This is a genomic window from Pseudomonas pudica (assembly GCF_015680405.1).
Taxonomy (GTDB): domain Bacteria; phylum Pseudomonadota; class Gammaproteobacteria; order Pseudomonadales; family Pseudomonadaceae; genus Aquipseudomonas; species Aquipseudomonas pudica.
The window spans coordinates 103,571-119,383 of sequence record NZ_JADLJS010000013.1 but is presented as its reverse complement, the minus strand read 5'-3'; the positions used below and the strand labels follow the sequence as shown (position 1 = coordinate 119,383).

At 62.6% G+C, this 15,813-nt stretch carries 13 protein-coding genes; 12 read left to right on the top strand and 1 reads right to left on the bottom strand.

Annotated elements, in window-relative coordinates; translation table 11 throughout:
• The 6 genes from IRZ77_RS12275 to IRZ77_RS12250 all read left to right on the top strand — a co-directional run.
• Positions 1-4,274 (top strand): immunoglobulin-like domain-containing protein (locus tag IRZ77_RS12275; RefSeq protein WP_196173583.1); only part of this gene is annotated, 4,274 nt, incomplete at its 5' end.
• A gap of 189 nt (positions 4,275-4,463) precedes the next feature.
• A complete protein-coding gene (locus IRZ77_RS12270; protein WP_046616445.1) occupies positions 4,464-4,805 on the top strand; it encodes a hypothetical protein in 342 nt (113 codons plus the stop codon).
• Positions 4,806-5,003: 198 nt separating this feature from the next.
• Complete coding sequence (locus tag IRZ77_RS12265) at positions 5,004-5,903, top strand: TauD/TfdA dioxygenase family protein (protein ID WP_046616444.1); 900 nt, start codon at positions 5,004-5,006, stop codon at positions 5,901-5,903.
• Between the two features lie 18 nt (positions 5,904-5,921).
• Positions 5,922-6,941, top strand: a complete 1,020-nt coding sequence (locus tag IRZ77_RS12260; RefSeq protein ID WP_046616443.1) for an ABC transporter substrate-binding protein — start codon at positions 5,922-5,924, stop codon at positions 6,939-6,941.
• Positions 6,942-6,947: 6 nt separating this feature from the next.
• Entirely contained in the window at positions 6,948-7,811 is an 864-nt protein-coding gene (locus IRZ77_RS12255; protein WP_046616442.1) for an ABC transporter ATP-binding protein, read from the top strand.
• A 14-nt stretch (positions 7,812-7,825) separates the two neighbouring features.
• Positions 7,826-8,689, top strand: a complete 864-nt coding sequence (locus tag IRZ77_RS12250; RefSeq protein WP_046616441.1) for an ABC transporter permease — start codon at positions 7,826-7,828, stop codon at positions 8,687-8,689.
• 110 nt (positions 8,690-8,799) lie between these two features.
• Here IRZ77_RS12250 and IRZ77_RS12245 read toward each other — a convergent pair whose 3' ends face one another.
• A complete protein-coding gene (locus IRZ77_RS12245) occupies positions 8,800-9,360 on the bottom strand; it encodes a WCX domain-containing protein (RefSeq protein WP_025337264.1) in 561 nt (186 codons plus the stop codon).
• A gap of 207 nt (positions 9,361-9,567) precedes the next feature.
• Between IRZ77_RS12245 and IRZ77_RS12240 the strand changes: the two genes are divergently transcribed.
• The 6 genes from IRZ77_RS12240 to IRZ77_RS12215 all read left to right on the top strand — a co-directional run bounded on the left by IRZ77_RS12240 (position 9,568) and on the right by IRZ77_RS12215 (position 15,629).
• Positions 9,568-10,362: a tetratricopeptide repeat protein gene (locus IRZ77_RS12240; RefSeq protein ID WP_046616440.1), complete on the top strand. Its 795-nt coding sequence runs from the start codon at positions 9,568-9,570 to the stop codon at positions 10,360-10,362.
• 234 nt (positions 10,363-10,596) lie between these two features.
• Positions 10,597-11,049, top strand: coding sequence for a MarR family winged helix-turn-helix transcriptional regulator (locus tag IRZ77_RS12235; RefSeq protein WP_046616439.1), 453 nt, complete (start codon positions 10,597-10,599; stop codon positions 11,047-11,049).
• A complete protein-coding gene (locus IRZ77_RS12230; protein WP_196173581.1) occupies positions 11,046-13,133 on the top strand; it encodes an FUSC family protein in 2,088 nt (695 codons plus the stop codon). The genes IRZ77_RS12235 and IRZ77_RS12230 overlap by 4 nt, the downstream gene beginning before the upstream one ends.
• Positions 13,130-13,342 (top strand): DUF1656 domain-containing protein, encoded by a 213-nt coding sequence (locus IRZ77_RS12225; RefSeq protein ID WP_003255905.1) that lies wholly within the window; start codon positions 13,130-13,132, stop codon positions 13,340-13,342. The genes IRZ77_RS12230 and IRZ77_RS12225 overlap by 4 nt, the downstream gene beginning before the upstream one ends.
• Positions 13,339-14,214, top strand: coding sequence for an efflux RND transporter periplasmic adaptor subunit (locus tag IRZ77_RS12220; protein WP_039614279.1), 876 nt, complete (start codon positions 13,339-13,341; stop codon positions 14,212-14,214). The genes IRZ77_RS12225 and IRZ77_RS12220 overlap by 4 nt, the downstream gene beginning before the upstream one ends.
• On the top strand, positions 14,211-15,629 hold the full coding sequence (locus tag IRZ77_RS12215) for an efflux transporter outer membrane subunit (protein WP_196173579.1): 1,419 nt from the start codon (positions 14,211-14,213) through the stop codon (positions 15,627-15,629). Before IRZ77_RS12220 ends, IRZ77_RS12215 begins: the two co-directional genes overlap by 4 nt.
• The last annotated feature ends 184 nt before the right edge of the window (positions 15,630-15,813 follow it).

The following is a 15,813-nucleotide window of genomic DNA, read 5'->3' as shown; positions in this document are numbered from 1 at the left end:
GCGGCAAGATCACCTACACCGCGACCTTGACCAACAAGGCCGGTACCGACCTGGTGATCAAGCTGAGCAACGGTGAAACCATCACCATCGCGGCCGGTTCGAAGGAAGCGTCGATCACCGTCGATGCCCCAGGCGACGACGTGTACCTCGATGCCGAAAACCTGAGCGTGACCGTTACCGGCACCACCGGTGGTGACTTCGAGAAGCTGAACGTCAGCAGCACTGCAGCTGTGACCAAAGTTACCGACACCCTCGATAGCACCGGTCTGACCCTGACTGCCACTCCTACCGTCCAGGAAGGTGGCCAGATCACCTACACCGCCGCCTTGACCAACAAGGCCGGCACCGACATGACCATCAAGCTCAGCAATGGTGCCGTCATCAGCATCGAAGCGGGCAAGCTCTCCGGTAGCGTTACCGTTCCGGCGCCGACCGATGACGTCTATATCGATGCAGGCAACGTTTCGGCGAAGATCACCGAAACCAGCGGTGGCAACTTCGAGAAACTGAACGTCAGCGATACGGCGGCGGTCACTGCGGTGACGGATACCATCCAGACCACCACCCTGAGCATCAGCGGCACCGCCGCGGTTGCTGAAGGTGGCGATGCCACGTACGTGCTGAACCTGACCAACAAGGCCGAGACCGACGTCACCGTCAAACTGACCTACACCGGCACCGCGGCCGATGGCACTGACTACACCGGCGTGGCCACCGTGGTAATCAAGGCCAACAGCACGCAGGCAACGTTCACCATCCCGACCTTCAAGGACAGCGCCACCGAGGGCACCGAGCACTTCACGGTCAAGATCGATTCGGCCACCGGTGGCAACTTCGAGAAGCTCGACATCAGCTCCAGCGCCGGCAGCGTGACCACCCAGATCTTCGAGCCGGCCCCGGTTCTGGACCTGGATGGCAACGACTCCAGCGGCAAGACCGGTGCCGACTACCAGACCACCTTCACCGAGAACCAGCCGGGCAGTGGTGTGTCGATCGGTGATGTGGACGTCACCATCACCGACTTCGACAGCTCGAAGCTGACTGGCGCGACGGTCACCCTGACCAACCGCCAGCCGGGTGACGCGCTGAACCTGGGTAACAGTGTCAACGGCATCACGATCAACGCCAACAGTACCGACGGCAAGGTAGTCCTGACTCTGAGCGGCGCTGCATCGCTGGCCGACTATATCCAGGCGATCAAGAACATCACCTTCATAAACAGCAGCGAGAACCCGAGCACCACGCCTCGCATCATCACCGTGACGGTGACCGACGGCGTGAATACCTCGAACACCGCCACGACCACGGTGAATGTGATCGCAGTCAACGACGCACCGGTTGCCGCCGGCGGCGTCGTCACTGGCGTCGAAGACACGCCGCTGGTGCTGACCTGGAAGGACTTCAACATTTCCGACGTCGACAGTGCCCTGTCGAGCCTGGGTGTGACCTTCACCCAGCTGCCAGCAGGTTCCCTGCAGCTGTTCAACGGCACCGCCTGGGTCAACGTCGCCCAGAACCAGACCGTCAGCCAGGCCGACATCGCTGCCGGCAACCTGCGGTTCGTGCCGAAACCCAACGAGTCGGGTATCGACGGATATGGCGGAACGGGCGTCGGCAACAAGCAGGCCGACTATGCCCAGATCAAGTACAAGCCTACCGACGGTACCGCTGCTGGTAACGAGGCCACGCTGAAGGTCGATATTACGCCTGTAGCCGACAAGCCTGGCCTGAACATCGGCAGCAATACCCCAGATTCGCTTGGCCTGACCAAGGAAACCTGGAACAGCCTCACGGGCCTGGGCACCAACGGCAACGGCATTAGCGGTACTGCGCTGAAGAACGTGTTCGCCAACTCTGGCAGTGCCAGCAAGACCGAGCAGGTTGCCAGCGCCGACTCGGGCGGCAGCGTTGCCGCCGGCACTGGCTCCAAGACCTCCGGCCTTATCTACCTGGAAGCCGGCCAGACCTACACCTTCAGCGGCACAGCCGATGACAGCCTGCAGGTCTACATCGGCAAAACCAGCGTGGTCGGCGCCACTTGGGGGGCGGGCGGTACGATCTCCGGCAGCTTCTCGCCGCCTGTCAGCGGCTACTACACCCTCGAGATCTACCATGCCAACCAGTCCGGCCCGGGCAGCCTGGATATCAACGTCAAGGTCGGCAACGGCCCGGTGACCGACCTGAGCAGCTCGGCCATCCCGATGTACCCGAACGTTGCGGCGATGGGTAACGCCGGGCTTTCCGTATCCGATTTCCATGGCAGTGACGGCCAAGGTTACTACGACGGCTACAAGCTCAACGAAGGGCCGGAGAACGGCACCGTCAAGCTGGTTGGCATTTCCACCAACCTGACCGACACCGATGGCTCCGAGAGCCTGAGCGTCAAGCTGGACGGCATTCCGGCAGGTTCGGTGATCAGCGATGGCGCCGGCCATACCGTAACCGTCGGCGCCACTTCGGTTGACGTCACCGGCTGGAACCTCAACGGCCTGAGCATCAAGCCACCGGCGTACTACCAGGGCAGTTTCGATGTGAAGGTCACCTCGACCGCTACCGAAAGCGTGGGTGGCAGCAAAGCCTCCACCGAAGGTACGATCAAGGTAACCGTTTATCCGGACACCTACACCGCCAGCAACCTGACCACCGACAGCGACAGTTTCACCGGCACCGCCACCAGTGACATCATCGTTGCAGACATCAGTGGCTTGCACGTGACGCCGGGCCAGGACTACAACATTGCGTTCATCGTCGATACCTCAGGCAGCATGGGCAGCGCTGTCGATGCCGCGCGCAACTCGCTGAAGTCGGTGTTCGATACCTTGGCCAACAGCGTCAAGGGCGCGCAGTCCGGCACAGTGAACATCCTGCTGGTGGACTTCTCCACCCAAGTGAACAGTACGGTTTCGGTCAACCTGGGCGACAAGAACGCGCTGAGCTCGCTCTACACTGCGCTCAATACGCTTTATTCCAGCGGCTCGACCAACTACGAGGATGCCTTCAAGACCACCGCCAACTGGTTCAAGCAATTGATGGACGCGGGTAACACCGGCAGCCGTCAGACGTTCTTCATCACCGACGGTCAGCCGAACGTGTACCAGGCTGGCGAACGTGAGGGCACCTTCAGGAACATCGGCACCACGGTGGATTCCGTGCTCAAGTCGATCGGCTACAAGTTGGGCGACGTGGTCACCAACAAGATGGTGGGCAGCGACAACCGCTTCAGCATCGATGCCAAAGGCAACATGACCGCTGAGTACTACAACAAAGGATGGCGTAACGACAGTGGTGCATCCGGGCAGCTGCACGCCCAAGGTGATGGCACCTTCGAGTTCTCTTACGCCGAAAGCGGTTACTACTCTGTGGACTACAACTCGCAACAGAGCTTCTTGTTGCTGTCCAACCTGTCTGGCGTGGAAGCCATCGGCCTGAACAGTGCAGTCAATGTCAACGACCTGAAGCCTTACGACACCGATAGCAAGCCGCAGACCAATATCGACCCGAGCAAACTGGCGGAAGCGATCCTGGGCCACACCGAAGCCACCGTGCCAGGCAATGACACCGTCAACGGTGGTGACGGCAACGACATCATCTTCGGTGACCTGGTGAGCTTCGGTTCGGTCGCCGGCAACGGTGTCGAAGCCATACAGGGATATGTCGCAGGCCAGCTGGGTGTGGCCCTGGGTGATGTCGACGGTCGCGTGCTGCACAAGTACATCGTCGAGCACGTAAGCGAATTCGATGTCTCGCGCAGTAACGATGGCAACGACATTCTCAACGGTGGCGCGGGCAATGATCTTCTGTTCGGCCAAGGCGGCGACGACACTCTCGACGGTGGCAAGGGCAATGACATCCTGATCGGTGGCTTGGGCAAGGACACTCTGCTCGGCGGTGAAGGCAATGACATCCTGCTTGGCGGCAAGGGCGATGACACCATGACCGGTGGCAGCGGTGCCGACACCTTCGTATGGAAGGCTGGCGATACCGGCAAAGACGTGATCAAAGACTTCAAGGTGGCCGAAGGCGACCGTATCGACCTGAAGGACCTGCTCCAGGGAGAGAAGGGCAGCACCATCGACAACTACCTGAAGCTCACCACGGTGGAAGGCACGACGACGCTGCAGGTCAGCAGCGAAGGCAAGCTCAACGCCGCCGGTGGTATCGCCAACGCCGACGTGACCATCAAGCTGGAAGGGGTGAACTGGTCCAACACCACAATCAACTCGTTGATCAGCGGTGCTGACCCGACCATCATCATCCACAACAAGGACAGCTGATTGCTGATGCGCTAGCGGGCTGCTCTGCAGCCCGATCGCCGGCAAGCCAGCGATTGGCCGCTCAGCGGCCATGGCACTTTCCTGACATCCTGCGACAGCGCATACTCTGGCGCCGGGCCTGCGTGCCCGGTGATCTTTGCCTATGCTGCTGTCTACCACCAAGGAACCAATGTGACGAGGGACACTGCCATGTTCTACGTGCAACGCGACGACGCTGGCCAGTTGCTGCGGGTAGAAGCAGCCGCTTTTGACGAGTTCACCGAAATACTCCCCGCCGACCATGCCGATATCCAGGAATGGTTTGCCAATGACGATGTGGAAAACAGCCTCAACCAGCTCAAGCAAAGCGACCTCGACATGATCCGCGTGCTCGAGGACCTGATCGATGTGCTGACCGCCAAGGGTGTGTTCAAGATCACCGACCTGCCCGCTGGTGCGCAGGCCAAGCTGCTCAACCGTTCTAAAGCGCGCAAGGCGCTCAGCAGCCTGAACAACCTCATCGATGAAGAAGAGCAGAGCGGGTTGATCTGATTCGTACTGCCCGTGACAGCAGTGCTATGGTTATTCTTTATCGGTATTTAAAATAATTTTCTTATGACTATATAGTCGCCTCCACTGCGTACCCGTCGACCAATCGATGCGCCGCACGACTTGAACCCACACGGGAAATCCCCGTGCGTTTCTGATCGTTGCGCGCCGTTGAAGTCGCGCACTGCGTGGGAGTGAATAATGTCAGCCGCCTCGAACGCCTTGTCGATCACCGACAGCGCCCAGCCGCAACACTTCGAAATCCGCCCCTTCTCCGGTGCCGTAGGCGCCGAGATCATCGGCCTGGACTTGGCCAGACCGGTCAACGCCGAGGATTTCGCCCGTATCCATCGCGCCCACCTCGATCACCATGTGCTGGTGTTCCGCGACCAGCGCATCAGCCCCGACCAGCAAATCGCCTTCAGCCGCCGTTTTGGCCCATTGCAGATCCATGTGCTCAAGCAGTTCCTGCTCGCCGGCCACCCCGAGATCCTGATCGTTTCCAACATCATTGAAAACGGCCAGAACATCGGCCTGGGTGATGCCGGCAAGTTCTGGCATTCGGACCTGTCATACAAGGAACTGCCCAGCCTCGGCTCCATGCTGCATGCCCAGGAACTGCCCGACCAGGGCGGCGATACTCTGTTTGCCGACATGCACAAGGCCTGGGACGCCGTACCCGCAGCCCTGCGCAAGGTGATCGAGGGCCGTGATGCTGCGCACTCCTACACCGCCCGCTATGCCGAGACCAAATTCGAAGGCAACTGGCGCCCGACTCTGACCGCCGAGCAGCTGGCGCAGGTACAGGAAGTCATCCACCCGGTGGTGCGTACCCACCCGGAGAACGGCCGCAAGGCGCTGTTCGTCAGCGAAGGCTTCACCACTCGTATCGTCGGCCTGCCAAGCGACGAAAGCCGCGATGTGCTGCAACAGCTGTATGCCCTGAGCGTGCTGGAGCAGAACATCTACCGCCACCAGTGGCAGCCCCACGACCTGGTGTTCTGGGACAACCGCTCGCTGATCCACCTGGCAACCGGCTGCCCCGCACATCTGCGACGCAAGCTGTATCGCACCACCATCCAGGGCGATGCCCCGTTCTGACGACTGAGGAAACCCACCATGCGTAAATCCATCAGCCGCCTGGCGGCAAGCATCGGCTTGGGCGCAAGCCTGGTCGTAGGCAGCCTGGCGGCCCCCGCCGCGGCGCAAGCAGAAGGCAAGATTCGCATCGCCGAACAGTTCGGCATCGTGTATCTGCTGCTGAACGTAGTACGTGACCAGCATCTGATCGAAAAACATGGCAAGGAGCAGGGCATCGACATCGAAGTCGATTGGGCTCAGCTGTCGGGTGGCTCGGCCATCAACGATGCACTGCTGTCCGGTTCGGTGGACATTGCCGGTGCCGGTGTTGGCCCATTGTTGACCGTGTGGGACCGCACCAAGGGCCGACAGAACGTCAAGGCCGTGGCCTCGCTGGGCAACTTCCCGTACTACCTGGTCAGCAGCAACCCCAACGTGAAGACCATTGCCGACCTCTCCGACAAGGACCGCATCGCCGTGCCGGCGGTAGGCGTTTCGGTGCAGTCGCGCTTCCTGCAGTACGCCGCTGCCCAGCAATGGGGCGACAAGGAATACAACCGCCTCGACAAGTACACCTTGGCCGTGCCGCACCCGGATGCCACTGCCGCGCTGCTGGCCGGCGGCACCGAACTTAACGGGCACTTCTCCAACCCGCCGTTCCAGGACCAGGTATTGGTCAACAAGAACGTGCACGTGGTGCTCAACAGCTACGACCTGCTCGGCCCCAACTCGCCGACCTTGCTGTTTGCCACCGAGAAATTCCGCAAGGACAACCCCAAGACCTACAAGGCCTTCGTCGATGCGCTGGCCGAAGCCGCGGACTTCGCCCAGAAGGACAAGGCAGCCGCCGCCGACACCTACATCCGCGTGACCAAGGCGAAGATCGATCGCGACACGCTGATCAAGCTGATCGACAACCCGCATTACGAATTCACGGTCACGCCAAAAAACACCTACAAGCTGGCCGACTTCCTCTATCGGGTAGGCGCCATCAAACACAAGCCGGAGTCGTGGAAGGAGTACTTCTTCCAGGATGAACGGCCGCTGCAGGGGAGCTGATCGATCATGACCGCCCCATTGCCAGGCCACACGGCCAGCAACCTGAGCCGTGTCGTAACGCCACCTTTGCTCAAGGTGGATAACCTCAGCCTCGAATACCGCACCGCGCAACGCGTGGTGCGGGCCACCCACCAGGTCAGCTTCGAAGTCGACCGTGCCGACCGCTTCGTGCTGCTCGGCCCTTCCGGCTGCGGCAAGTCCACCTTGCTCAAGGCCGTGGCCGGGTTCATCTCGCCCCAGGAGGGGCAGATTCTGCTGCAAGGTCAGCCAGTCAGCGGCCCAGGCCCCGACCGCATCGTGGTGTTCCAGGAGTTCGACCAGCTGCCGCCATGGAAGACGGTGAAACAGAACGTCATGTTCCCTCTGCTGGTGTCGGGCCAGCTGAAACGCGCCGAGGCCGAGGAGCGGGCACTGCACTACCTGGACAAAGTCGGCCTGGCCGCCTTCGCCGATGCTTACCCGCACACCCTATCGGGAGGGATGAAGGCGCGCGTGGCGATCGCCCGTGCCCTGGCCACGCAGCCGAAGATCCTGCTAATGGACGAACCTTTCGCAGCACTTGATGCGCTGACCCGGCGCAAGATGCAGGAAGAACTGCTGCTGCTGTGGGAGGAGGTACGTTTTACCCTGCTGTTCGTTACCCACTCCATCGAAGAGGCTCTGGTGGTCGGCAACCGCATCCTGCTGTTGTCCCCACACCCGGGGCGGGTGCGTGCCGAAGTACACAGCCACCAGTACGACCTGGGCAGCCTGGGTGGTAGCGAATTCCAGGCCAGTGCCCGACGCATCCATCGTTTGCTGTTCGATGAGGTGGGTGCCCCCGAGCAGCCTGACGATCTTGGTTTCAACGATATCCGTATCGCCTACTGACAGGAGCTTCAGCCATGACCACTACACCTGTACGCCAGGAATACGAGGTGCAGCTGGAGCCTTTGCTCAGTGTGCCTGTGGAGCGCAGCCTGCCGTTGGCTCAGCGCCTGTGGCAGCACGGCTGGTTGCGCAAGGCGGTCATCCTGCTGGTGATCGCCGTGCTGTGGGAGGCCATTGCCCGCTACCAGGGCAACGATCTGTTGCTACCGACCTTCCTGCAGACGGCCACGGCGCTGTGGGACGGCATGGTCAGCGGTGAGTTGCCGGCCAAGGTTGGCGTGTCGCTGGTGATTCTGCTCAAGGGTTACCTGCTGGGGATCATTCTGGCCTTTGGCCTCACCAGCCTGGCGGTGTCGACCCAGCTTGGGCGCGATCTGTTGGGCACCCTGACCTCGATGTTCAACCCGTTGCCGGCGATTGCCTTGTTGCCGCTAGCCCTGCTGTGGTTCGGGCTGGGCGACAACAGCCTGATCTTCGTGCTGGTGCACTCGGTGCTATGGGCGCTGGCGCTGAATACCTATGCGGGCTTTCTTGGGGTGTCGGAAACCTTGCGCATGGCCGGGCGCAATTACGGCCTGAAGGGGCTGCGGCTGGTGCTGCATATCCTTGTCCCTGCGGCGCTGCCGTCGATCCTGTCGGGGCTGAAGATCGGCTGGGCATTTGCCTGGCGAACGCTCATCGCTGCCGAGTTGGTGTTCGGGGCCAGCAGTGGCAAAGGCGGGTTGGGCTGGTACATCTTCCAGAACCGCAACGAGCTGTACACCGACAAGGTGTTTGCCGGGTTGGCGGTGGTGATCCTGATCGGCTTGCTGGTGGAAGGGCTGGTGTTCAATACCCTGGAGCGGCTGACGGTACGGCGCTGGGGAATGCAGCGTTGACCTGCACTGGCCTCATCGCCGGCAAGCCAGCTCCCGCAGGAAAGCCACAGCTTTCAAGGCTTGTGCATTACCTGTGGGAGATGGCTTGCCGGCGATAGGGCCGGTACAGGCTAAAAATTCTGGTACTGCGCCGCCGCATTGCTCAGGATCTTGCCGATCTCCTCCCGCAAGCCGCCCGGCTGCTCCACCACCACCCCATCGCCATGGCTCAACAGCCACCAGCGCAGTGGCCAGCCGTCACTTACCGTGGCCTGCAACCGATGCCCGTGCTCCAACGCCGTCAGCTGCATGTCGCTACTCAACGGCGCAACCCGCAACTGCCGCGCCAGCGTATCGCTGATCCGCGCCACCAACTCCACCCCCTCACCCCGAGCCGGTTGCAGCGCATCGCCGCGCAGATGCGTCAACAAGTCGAAATTGCCGCGCAAGTCGCCCACTGCGCTCGCCGACCAGTGCCAGCCAAACGGGATGCTCTTGTCATTGCGCTCCAGCGGAAATATCAGCGACAGCTCGTTGAGATCACGCTCGACAGTGCGTTTGCTTACAGTGAAGCCCACGTCACGCAGGCGCCAGACCAGTTCGGCGCTGGTAATGCCTGGGGAACGGCTGGGCAGCTGGCGCAGCAGCGCCCACTGCCGACTGAGGGTGGCGCGAGTGGTGGCGAACGGCAAAAGATAACGTCCTTGTCTAGGCTTGCCGCAATAGGATGGCGGCAGGCGTGGGTCATGGCAATTGGCCACAGCCTGCTCAGATCAAGGAAGTCGCATTTGGTTGCCTGGTGCCGAATCGTTCGCGACAGGTTTTGACGTTACGTCACGCAGAATCACGCCTCATCACAGCCGAAGGTTGGGGTTGTGTGTCGTTCAATGAGGATGAACATGTCTGCTGCCAGCAATATCCATTCGCTGCTTGCCCGCCTTCTGCCCGAGCGGGTCATTGCCCCGCCGGCCGCTGTCGGGAGGCGACAGCGACTGTTTGCCGGGATAGGGTTGCCCAGCCAACGCTCGCTGCTTGTCACCCGTCTGGACGAAGCCAGCGACTTGCAGGCGGTGTACGTCGACCTGCGCCGCCAGGCCTTGCAAGGCAACGTGGCGGCGCTCAACGACCTTGGCTGGATCTGGCTCAACGGCAAATACTGGCGTGCTGACACCGTGTTGGCCGGCCACCTGTTGCGCATGGCGGCCCTGCAAGGCAATGCCGCGGCGTGGTTCAACCTAGGGCAGCAACATTACTTCGGCAAAGGTATCGACCCCTCCTATGTACAGGCGGCGGAGTGCTACCGGCAGGCATTCGAGCGGGGCATGTTGCATGCTGCTGCCGCGCTGGGTGACCTGTACGAGGAAGAGGTGTGTGATGGCGGCCTGCAATGGCAAGTCGACCTGATACAGGCTTACCAGTGGTTCCTGCGCGGGGCTGAGCAGGGCGAAGCACGCTGCCGTTTCGAGGTGGGTTACCGGTTGATGCACGGGCTGTACGTGGAGGCTGATTTAAAGGCCGCGCTGTACTGGCTTGAGCTGGCGGCAGCTGCGGGGGTGGTGCAGGCGGCAGAAGAGCTGGCGGTGCACTTCAGCAGCCGTGACGAGGGCCGCTACCAGGAGTGGCGTGACCGGGCGGTGCAGATGGGCAGCACACTGGCCTTGACCATGAAGCTGGAAGACCAGATACAGCCCTGAATGCGCTGCTGCTTGTCCGGGCCCTTCGCGGGCTCGCCCGCTCCCACAGGTACCGCGCATGGCTTGAATCGTATGCATCACCTGTGGGAGCGGGTTTACCCGCGAAGAAGCCGGCACAGGCGGACCAAAAGCCCCAGCATGAAAAACAATTCATCCATCCCCACGGTTGACGACAGGGGGAGGCACAGGCGTATATTGATAGTTAGCAAACTATGAATATCCTTGGTTCCTTTCATGTCCCTTGATCTCCTGCGCCTGCAAGTGAGCAGTGGCGTGGTGGTTGCCGCTCGCCATTGGCGGCGCATCTGCCATACCGCGCTGACCGGTTACGGTATTTCCGAGGCCTGCGCCACGCCGTTGCTGATGATCGTGCGCCTGGGTGACGGTGTGCATCAGGTGGCCGTGGCCCAGGCCTCCGGCTTGGAAAGCCCGTCGCTGGTGCGCCTGCTCGACCAACTGTGCAAGGCTGGCCTGGCATGCCGCAGCGAAGACCCGCTGGATCGCCGCGCCAAGGCCCTGAGCCTGACCGCCGAAGGCCGCACCCTGGCCGAATCCATCGAAGCCGAACTGGTGCGCCTGCGCCGTGAGGTGCTGCATGGCATCGACCAGGCCGACCTGGAAGCCGCCTTGCGCGTGCTGCGTGCCTTCGAAGCCGCCGGCCTGGGCAACACAGGCGGGGCAGCATGAACGGTTTCTTCAGCTCGGTGCCCCCGGCCCGCGACTGGTTCTATGGCGTGCGTACCTTTGCCGCCTCCATGATCGCCCTGTACATCGCCCTGCTCATGCAGTTGCCGCGCCCGTATTGGGCCATGGCCACGGTGTACATCGTCTCCAGCCCGTTCCTTGGCCCCACCAGCTCCAAGGCCCTGTACCGTGCCTTAGGCACACTGCTCGGCGCTGGCGGGGCGATTTTCCTTGTACCACCGCTGGTGCAGTCGCCGTTGCTGTTGAGCATCGCCATCGCCCTGTGGACCGGCACCTTGCTGTTTCTTTCGCTGAACCTGCGCACCGCCAACAACTATGTGCTGATGCTGGCTGGCTACACCTTGCCGATGATTGCCCTGGCGGTGGTCGACAACCCGCTTGCTGTGTTCGACGTGGCGTCTTCCCGCGCCCAGGAAATCTGCCTGGGGATCGTCTGTGCGGCGGTGGTCGGAGCGATCTTCTGGCCACGCCGGCTGGCGCCAGTTGTAGTCGGTGCCACTGGTAGCTGGTTCACCGAGGCGATCCGCTACAGCGACACCTACCTGGCCCGCCAGGCCAGCGCAGACCAGGTTGGCGGCATGCGCGGGGGGATGGTCGCCACCTTCAACTCGCTGGAGCTGATGATCGGCCAGCTCGGCCATGAAGGTGCCGGTCCGCACACCCTGAAAAACGCACGCGAGTTGCGCGGGCGGATGATCCACCTGCTGCCCGTGATCGATGCCCTCGACGACGCCTTGGTCGCCCTCGAAGGCCGCGCCCCGGCACAGTTTGCCCAGTTGCAACCGTTGCTCGATGCCGCCCGCGAATGGCTCAAGGGCACCGTCGACAGCGCCTCCGTCGCCCGCTGGGCCGCCCTGCACGAACAGATCGAGCGCCTGCAGCCCGGCGCCGCTGCCCTCGACCAGCGTGCCGAACTGCTGCTGTCCAACGCCCTGTATCGCCTGACCGAATGGGCCGACCTGTGGCAGGACTGCTGCAGCCTGCAACATGCCCTGCGCAGCGACGATTCCAAACCCTGGCGCGCGGTGTACCGCCACTGGCGCCTGGGTCGTCTGACGGCGTTCTTCGACCGTGGCCTGATGCTGTATTCCGTGACCTCCACCGTGCTGGCGATCATTGTCGCCTGCGGCCTGTGGATTGGTCTGGGCTGGAACGACGGCGCCAGCGCCGTGATCCTCGCCGCCGTGTCGTGCAGCTTCTTTGCCGCCATGGACGACCCGGCACCGCAGATCTACAAGTTCTTCTTCTGGACGCTGATGTCGGTCATTTTCTCCAGCCTGTACCTGTTCCTGGTGCTGCCCAACCTGCACGATTTCCCGATGCTGGTGCTGGCCTTCGCCGTGCCGTTCATCTGCGTCGGCACCCTGACCGTGCAGCCGCGCTTCTACCTGGGTACCTTGCTGACCATCGTCAACACTTCGACCTTCATCAGCATCCAGGGCGCCTACGATGCTGACTTCTTCACCTTCCTCAATTCCAACCTCGCCGGCCCCGTGGGGCTGCTGTTCGCCTTCATCTGGACCTTGGTGATGCGCCCGTTCGGCGTGGAGCTGGCAGCCAAGCGCATGACCCGCTTCGCCTGGCGCGACATCGTCGAAATGACCGAGCCGGCCACCTTGGCCGAGCACCGCCAGGTCGGCGTGCAGATGCTCGACCGCCTGATGCAGCATCTGCCGCGTCTGTCGCAAACCGGCCAGGACAGCGGCGTAGCACTGCGCGACCTGCGCGTGGGGTTGAACCTGCTCGACCTGCTGGCCTATATGCCGCGTGCCGGGCAGCAGGCTCGCGAGCGCCTGAACACGGTAGTCGAGGAAGTCGGCGCGCACTATGCCGCCTGCCTGCGCGCCGGCGAGCGCCTGCACGCCCCGGCCGCACTGCTGCGCAACATGGAGCGCGCGCGCCTGGCGCTGAACCTGGATGAGCTGTACGAGCGCGGCGATGCCCGTACCCACCTGCTGCACGCACTTAGCGGTCTGCGCCTGGCGCTGCTGCCGGGCGTGGAAGTGATGCTCGAACCAGCCGAACAACCGCAACTGCCCCCCGGCCTCGACGGAGCACCCCTGTGATTGGTGAACTGGATATCAGCGGGGTATTCCTGCCCACGCTGCTGGTGATGATGTTTGGCACCTACCTGCTGTTCCTCGGGGTGCACGCGGTGCTGGTGCGCCTGCATTTCTACCGCCTGGTCTGGCACCGGGCGTTGTTCAACGTTGCCCTGTATGCCGTGCTGCTTGGCGCGGTAGACCACTTTTGCCGAAACCTGATGCTGCCATGAAAAAACCTTTGCTGACCTTGGGCCGTGTGGTCCTGACCTTGCTGGTAGTGACCTTCGCCGCCGTGCTCGTGTGGCAGATGGTGGTGTATTACATGTTCGCCCCCTGGACTCGCGACGGCCACATCCGCGCCGACGTGATCCAGATCGCCCCGGACGTCTCCGGGCTGATCCAGAAGGTCGAGGTGCGTGACAACCAGACCGTCAAGCGCGGCGATGTGCTGTTCACCATCGATCAGGACCGTTTCACCCTGGCCCTGCGCCAGGCCAAGGCGACCCTCGGCGAACGCCAGGAAACCCTGGCCCAGGCCACCCGCGAAGCGCAGCGCAACCGCAAGCTGGGCAACCTGGTGGCCGCCGAGCAGCTGGAAGAAAGTCAGTCTCGCGAGGCCCGTGCCCGTTCCGCCGTCAGCGAAGCGCAGGTGGCCGTCGATACCGCCCAGCTCAACCTCGACCGCTCGGTGGTACGCAGCCCGGTGGACGGTTACCTGAACGACCGAGCACCGCGTAATCACGAATTTGTCACCGCCGGCCGCCCGGTGCTGTCGGTGGTCGACAGCGCCTCGTACCACGTCGACGGCTACTTCGAGGAAACCAAGCTTGGCGGTATCCACATCGGCGATGCCGTCGACATTCGTGTCATGGGCGACAACACCCGCCTGCGTGGTCATGTGCAAAGCTTCGCCGCCGGCATCGAAGACCGCGACCGCAGCAGTGGTGCCAACCTGTTGCCCAACGTCAACCCGGCATTCAGCTGGGTGCGCCTGGCCCAGCGTATTCCGGTGCGCATCGCCTTTGATGAGGTGCCGCAAGACTTCCGCATGATTGCCGGGCGAACCGCCACGGTGTCGATCATCGAGGGCCAGCGCCCATGAAACAGCTGATCCTGGCGGGGCTGTGCCTGTCGTTGGGGGCCTGCATGATGGTCGGCCCCGACTATGAACTGCCGAAGGACGCGGCGGCGCAACGCAGCGACCTCAACGGCCCGCTGCGCCAGGATGCCGACAGCGTGGTGTCGGCACCGGTGCCCGAGGACTGGTGGCAGCTGTACCAGGATCAACGGCTGAACGAGCTGGTGCGCCAGGCGCTGAGTGCCAACACCGAACTGCGCGTGGCTGCCGCAAATATTGCCAAGGCACGCGCCCAGGTCGAAGTGGCTGAGTCGCAAGGTGGCTTCAACGGTGGCGTCAAACTTGGCGCCCAACGCCTGCAGGAGTCGGGCGAGGCGTTCCTGCTGCCAGAGAAAGTGCCGGTGGCCAACATCGGCGAGGCTATCATCAGTGCCTCGTACCAGTTCGACCTGTGGGGTACCTTCAAGCGTGGCACCGAGGCGGCCAAGGCGAATGCCGACGCAGTGCAGGCCGCCGCCGATACTGCCCGCATCACCCTGGTGGCGGATGTGGTCAAGGCTTACACCCAGGTGTGCTCGGCCAACGAGGAATACCACATTGCCCGCGAGTCGCTCGATCTGCAGGAGCAAAGCGTGAAGCTCAACCAGCGCCTGCGTGATGCCGGGCGCGGCGATGAAACCCAGGTCACCCGCTCGCAGACCCAGTTCAAATCCTTGCGCGCAGAGCTGCCACGCTTCAAGGCCGAGCGCGAGACCGGCCTGTACACCCTGGCCGCTTTGTTGGCCAAACCGGTTGACCAGCTACCTGCCGGCACTGCCGATTGTGCCGAGCTGCCGCACCTGAACCAGCTGCTCCCTGTTGGCGATGGCGCGGCGCTGCTCAAGCGCCGTCCCGACGTGCGCCAGGCCGAACGGCAGCTGGCCGCCGCCACCGCCTACATTGGCGTGGCCACCGGCGCTCTGTACCCTGACATCAGCATCGGCGCCCAGGTTGGTACGATTGGTATCCTCGAGAACCTTGGTGAGCCGTCGACCAACCGCTGGGGCTTCGGCCCGCAGATCAGCTGGACCATCCCCACCAACGGCACCCGCGCCCGCATTCGCATGGCCGAAGCCTCGACTCAAGCAGCCTTGGCGAATTTTGATGGGGTAGTGCTGAACGCAATTCGCGAGACCCAGACCCGCCTGGCGCAGTACAGCGCCCTGTTGGACCGACGTGACGCGCTGGCCGAGGCTGAGAAATCGGCCAAGGAAGCAGCGGACCAGACGCACCGCTATTACCAGGCTGGGCGTGAATCGTTCCTGGCCGACCTGCAGGCGACGCGCACCTACACCGACATGCGCGCGCAGCTGGCAGCGGCCAATAGCCAAGTGGCTCAGGGGCAGATTGGTGTGTTCCTGGCGTTGGGTGGGGGTTGGAAGGGCACCGCCAAGCCTTGATGCCAAATCGCCGGCAAGCCAGCTCCCACAGGTACTCCACCGCTTTTGAGGCCTGTGGTAGCCGGCTTGTACGTGCCTCGTAGTTGGTGCGGACCCTGTGGGAGCTGGCTTGCCGGCGATCGAGGGCAAAGCCCTCGCCTAGGTTCTAGAGCTGTAAGACATTTCCGAACCAGAAACCAAATGC

What these genes read in the sequence shown, in the direction of transcription:
- IRZ77_RS12220 (WP_039614279.1), top strand. Translation starts at nt 13,339, where the DNA reads ATGAAAAAACCTTTGCTGACCTTGGGCCGTGTGGTCCTGACCTTGCTG.
- IRZ77_RS12230 (WP_196173581.1), top strand. Translation starts at nt 11,046, where the DNA reads ATGAACGGTTTCTTCAGCTCGGTGCCCCCGGCCCGCGACTGGTTCTAT.
- IRZ77_RS12270 (WP_046616445.1), top strand. Translation starts at nt 4,464, where the DNA reads ATGTTCTACGTGCAACGCGACGACGCTGGCCAGTTGCTGCGGGTAGAA.
- IRZ77_RS12240 (WP_046616440.1), top strand. Translation starts at nt 9,568, where the DNA reads ATGTCTGCTGCCAGCAATATCCATTCGCTGCTTGCCCGCCTTCTGCCC.
- IRZ77_RS12235 (WP_046616439.1), top strand. Translation starts at nt 10,597, where the DNA reads ATGTCCCTTGATCTCCTGCGCCTGCAAGTGAGCAGTGGCGTGGTGGTT.
- IRZ77_RS12260 (WP_046616443.1), top strand. Translation starts at nt 5,922, where the DNA reads ATGCGTAAATCCATCAGCCGCCTGGCGGCAAGCATCGGCTTGGGCGCA.
- IRZ77_RS12265 (WP_046616444.1), top strand. Translation starts at nt 5,004, where the DNA reads ATGTCAGCCGCCTCGAACGCCTTGTCGATCACCGACAGCGCCCAGCCG.
- IRZ77_RS12215 (WP_196173579.1), top strand. Translation starts at nt 14,211, where the DNA reads ATGAAACAGCTGATCCTGGCGGGGCTGTGCCTGTCGTTGGGGGCCTGC.
- IRZ77_RS12250 (WP_046616441.1), top strand. Translation starts at nt 7,826, where the DNA reads ATGACCACTACACCTGTACGCCAGGAATACGAGGTGCAGCTGGAGCCT.
- IRZ77_RS12255 (WP_046616442.1), top strand. Translation starts at nt 6,948, where the DNA reads ATGACCGCCCCATTGCCAGGCCACACGGCCAGCAACCTGAGCCGTGTC.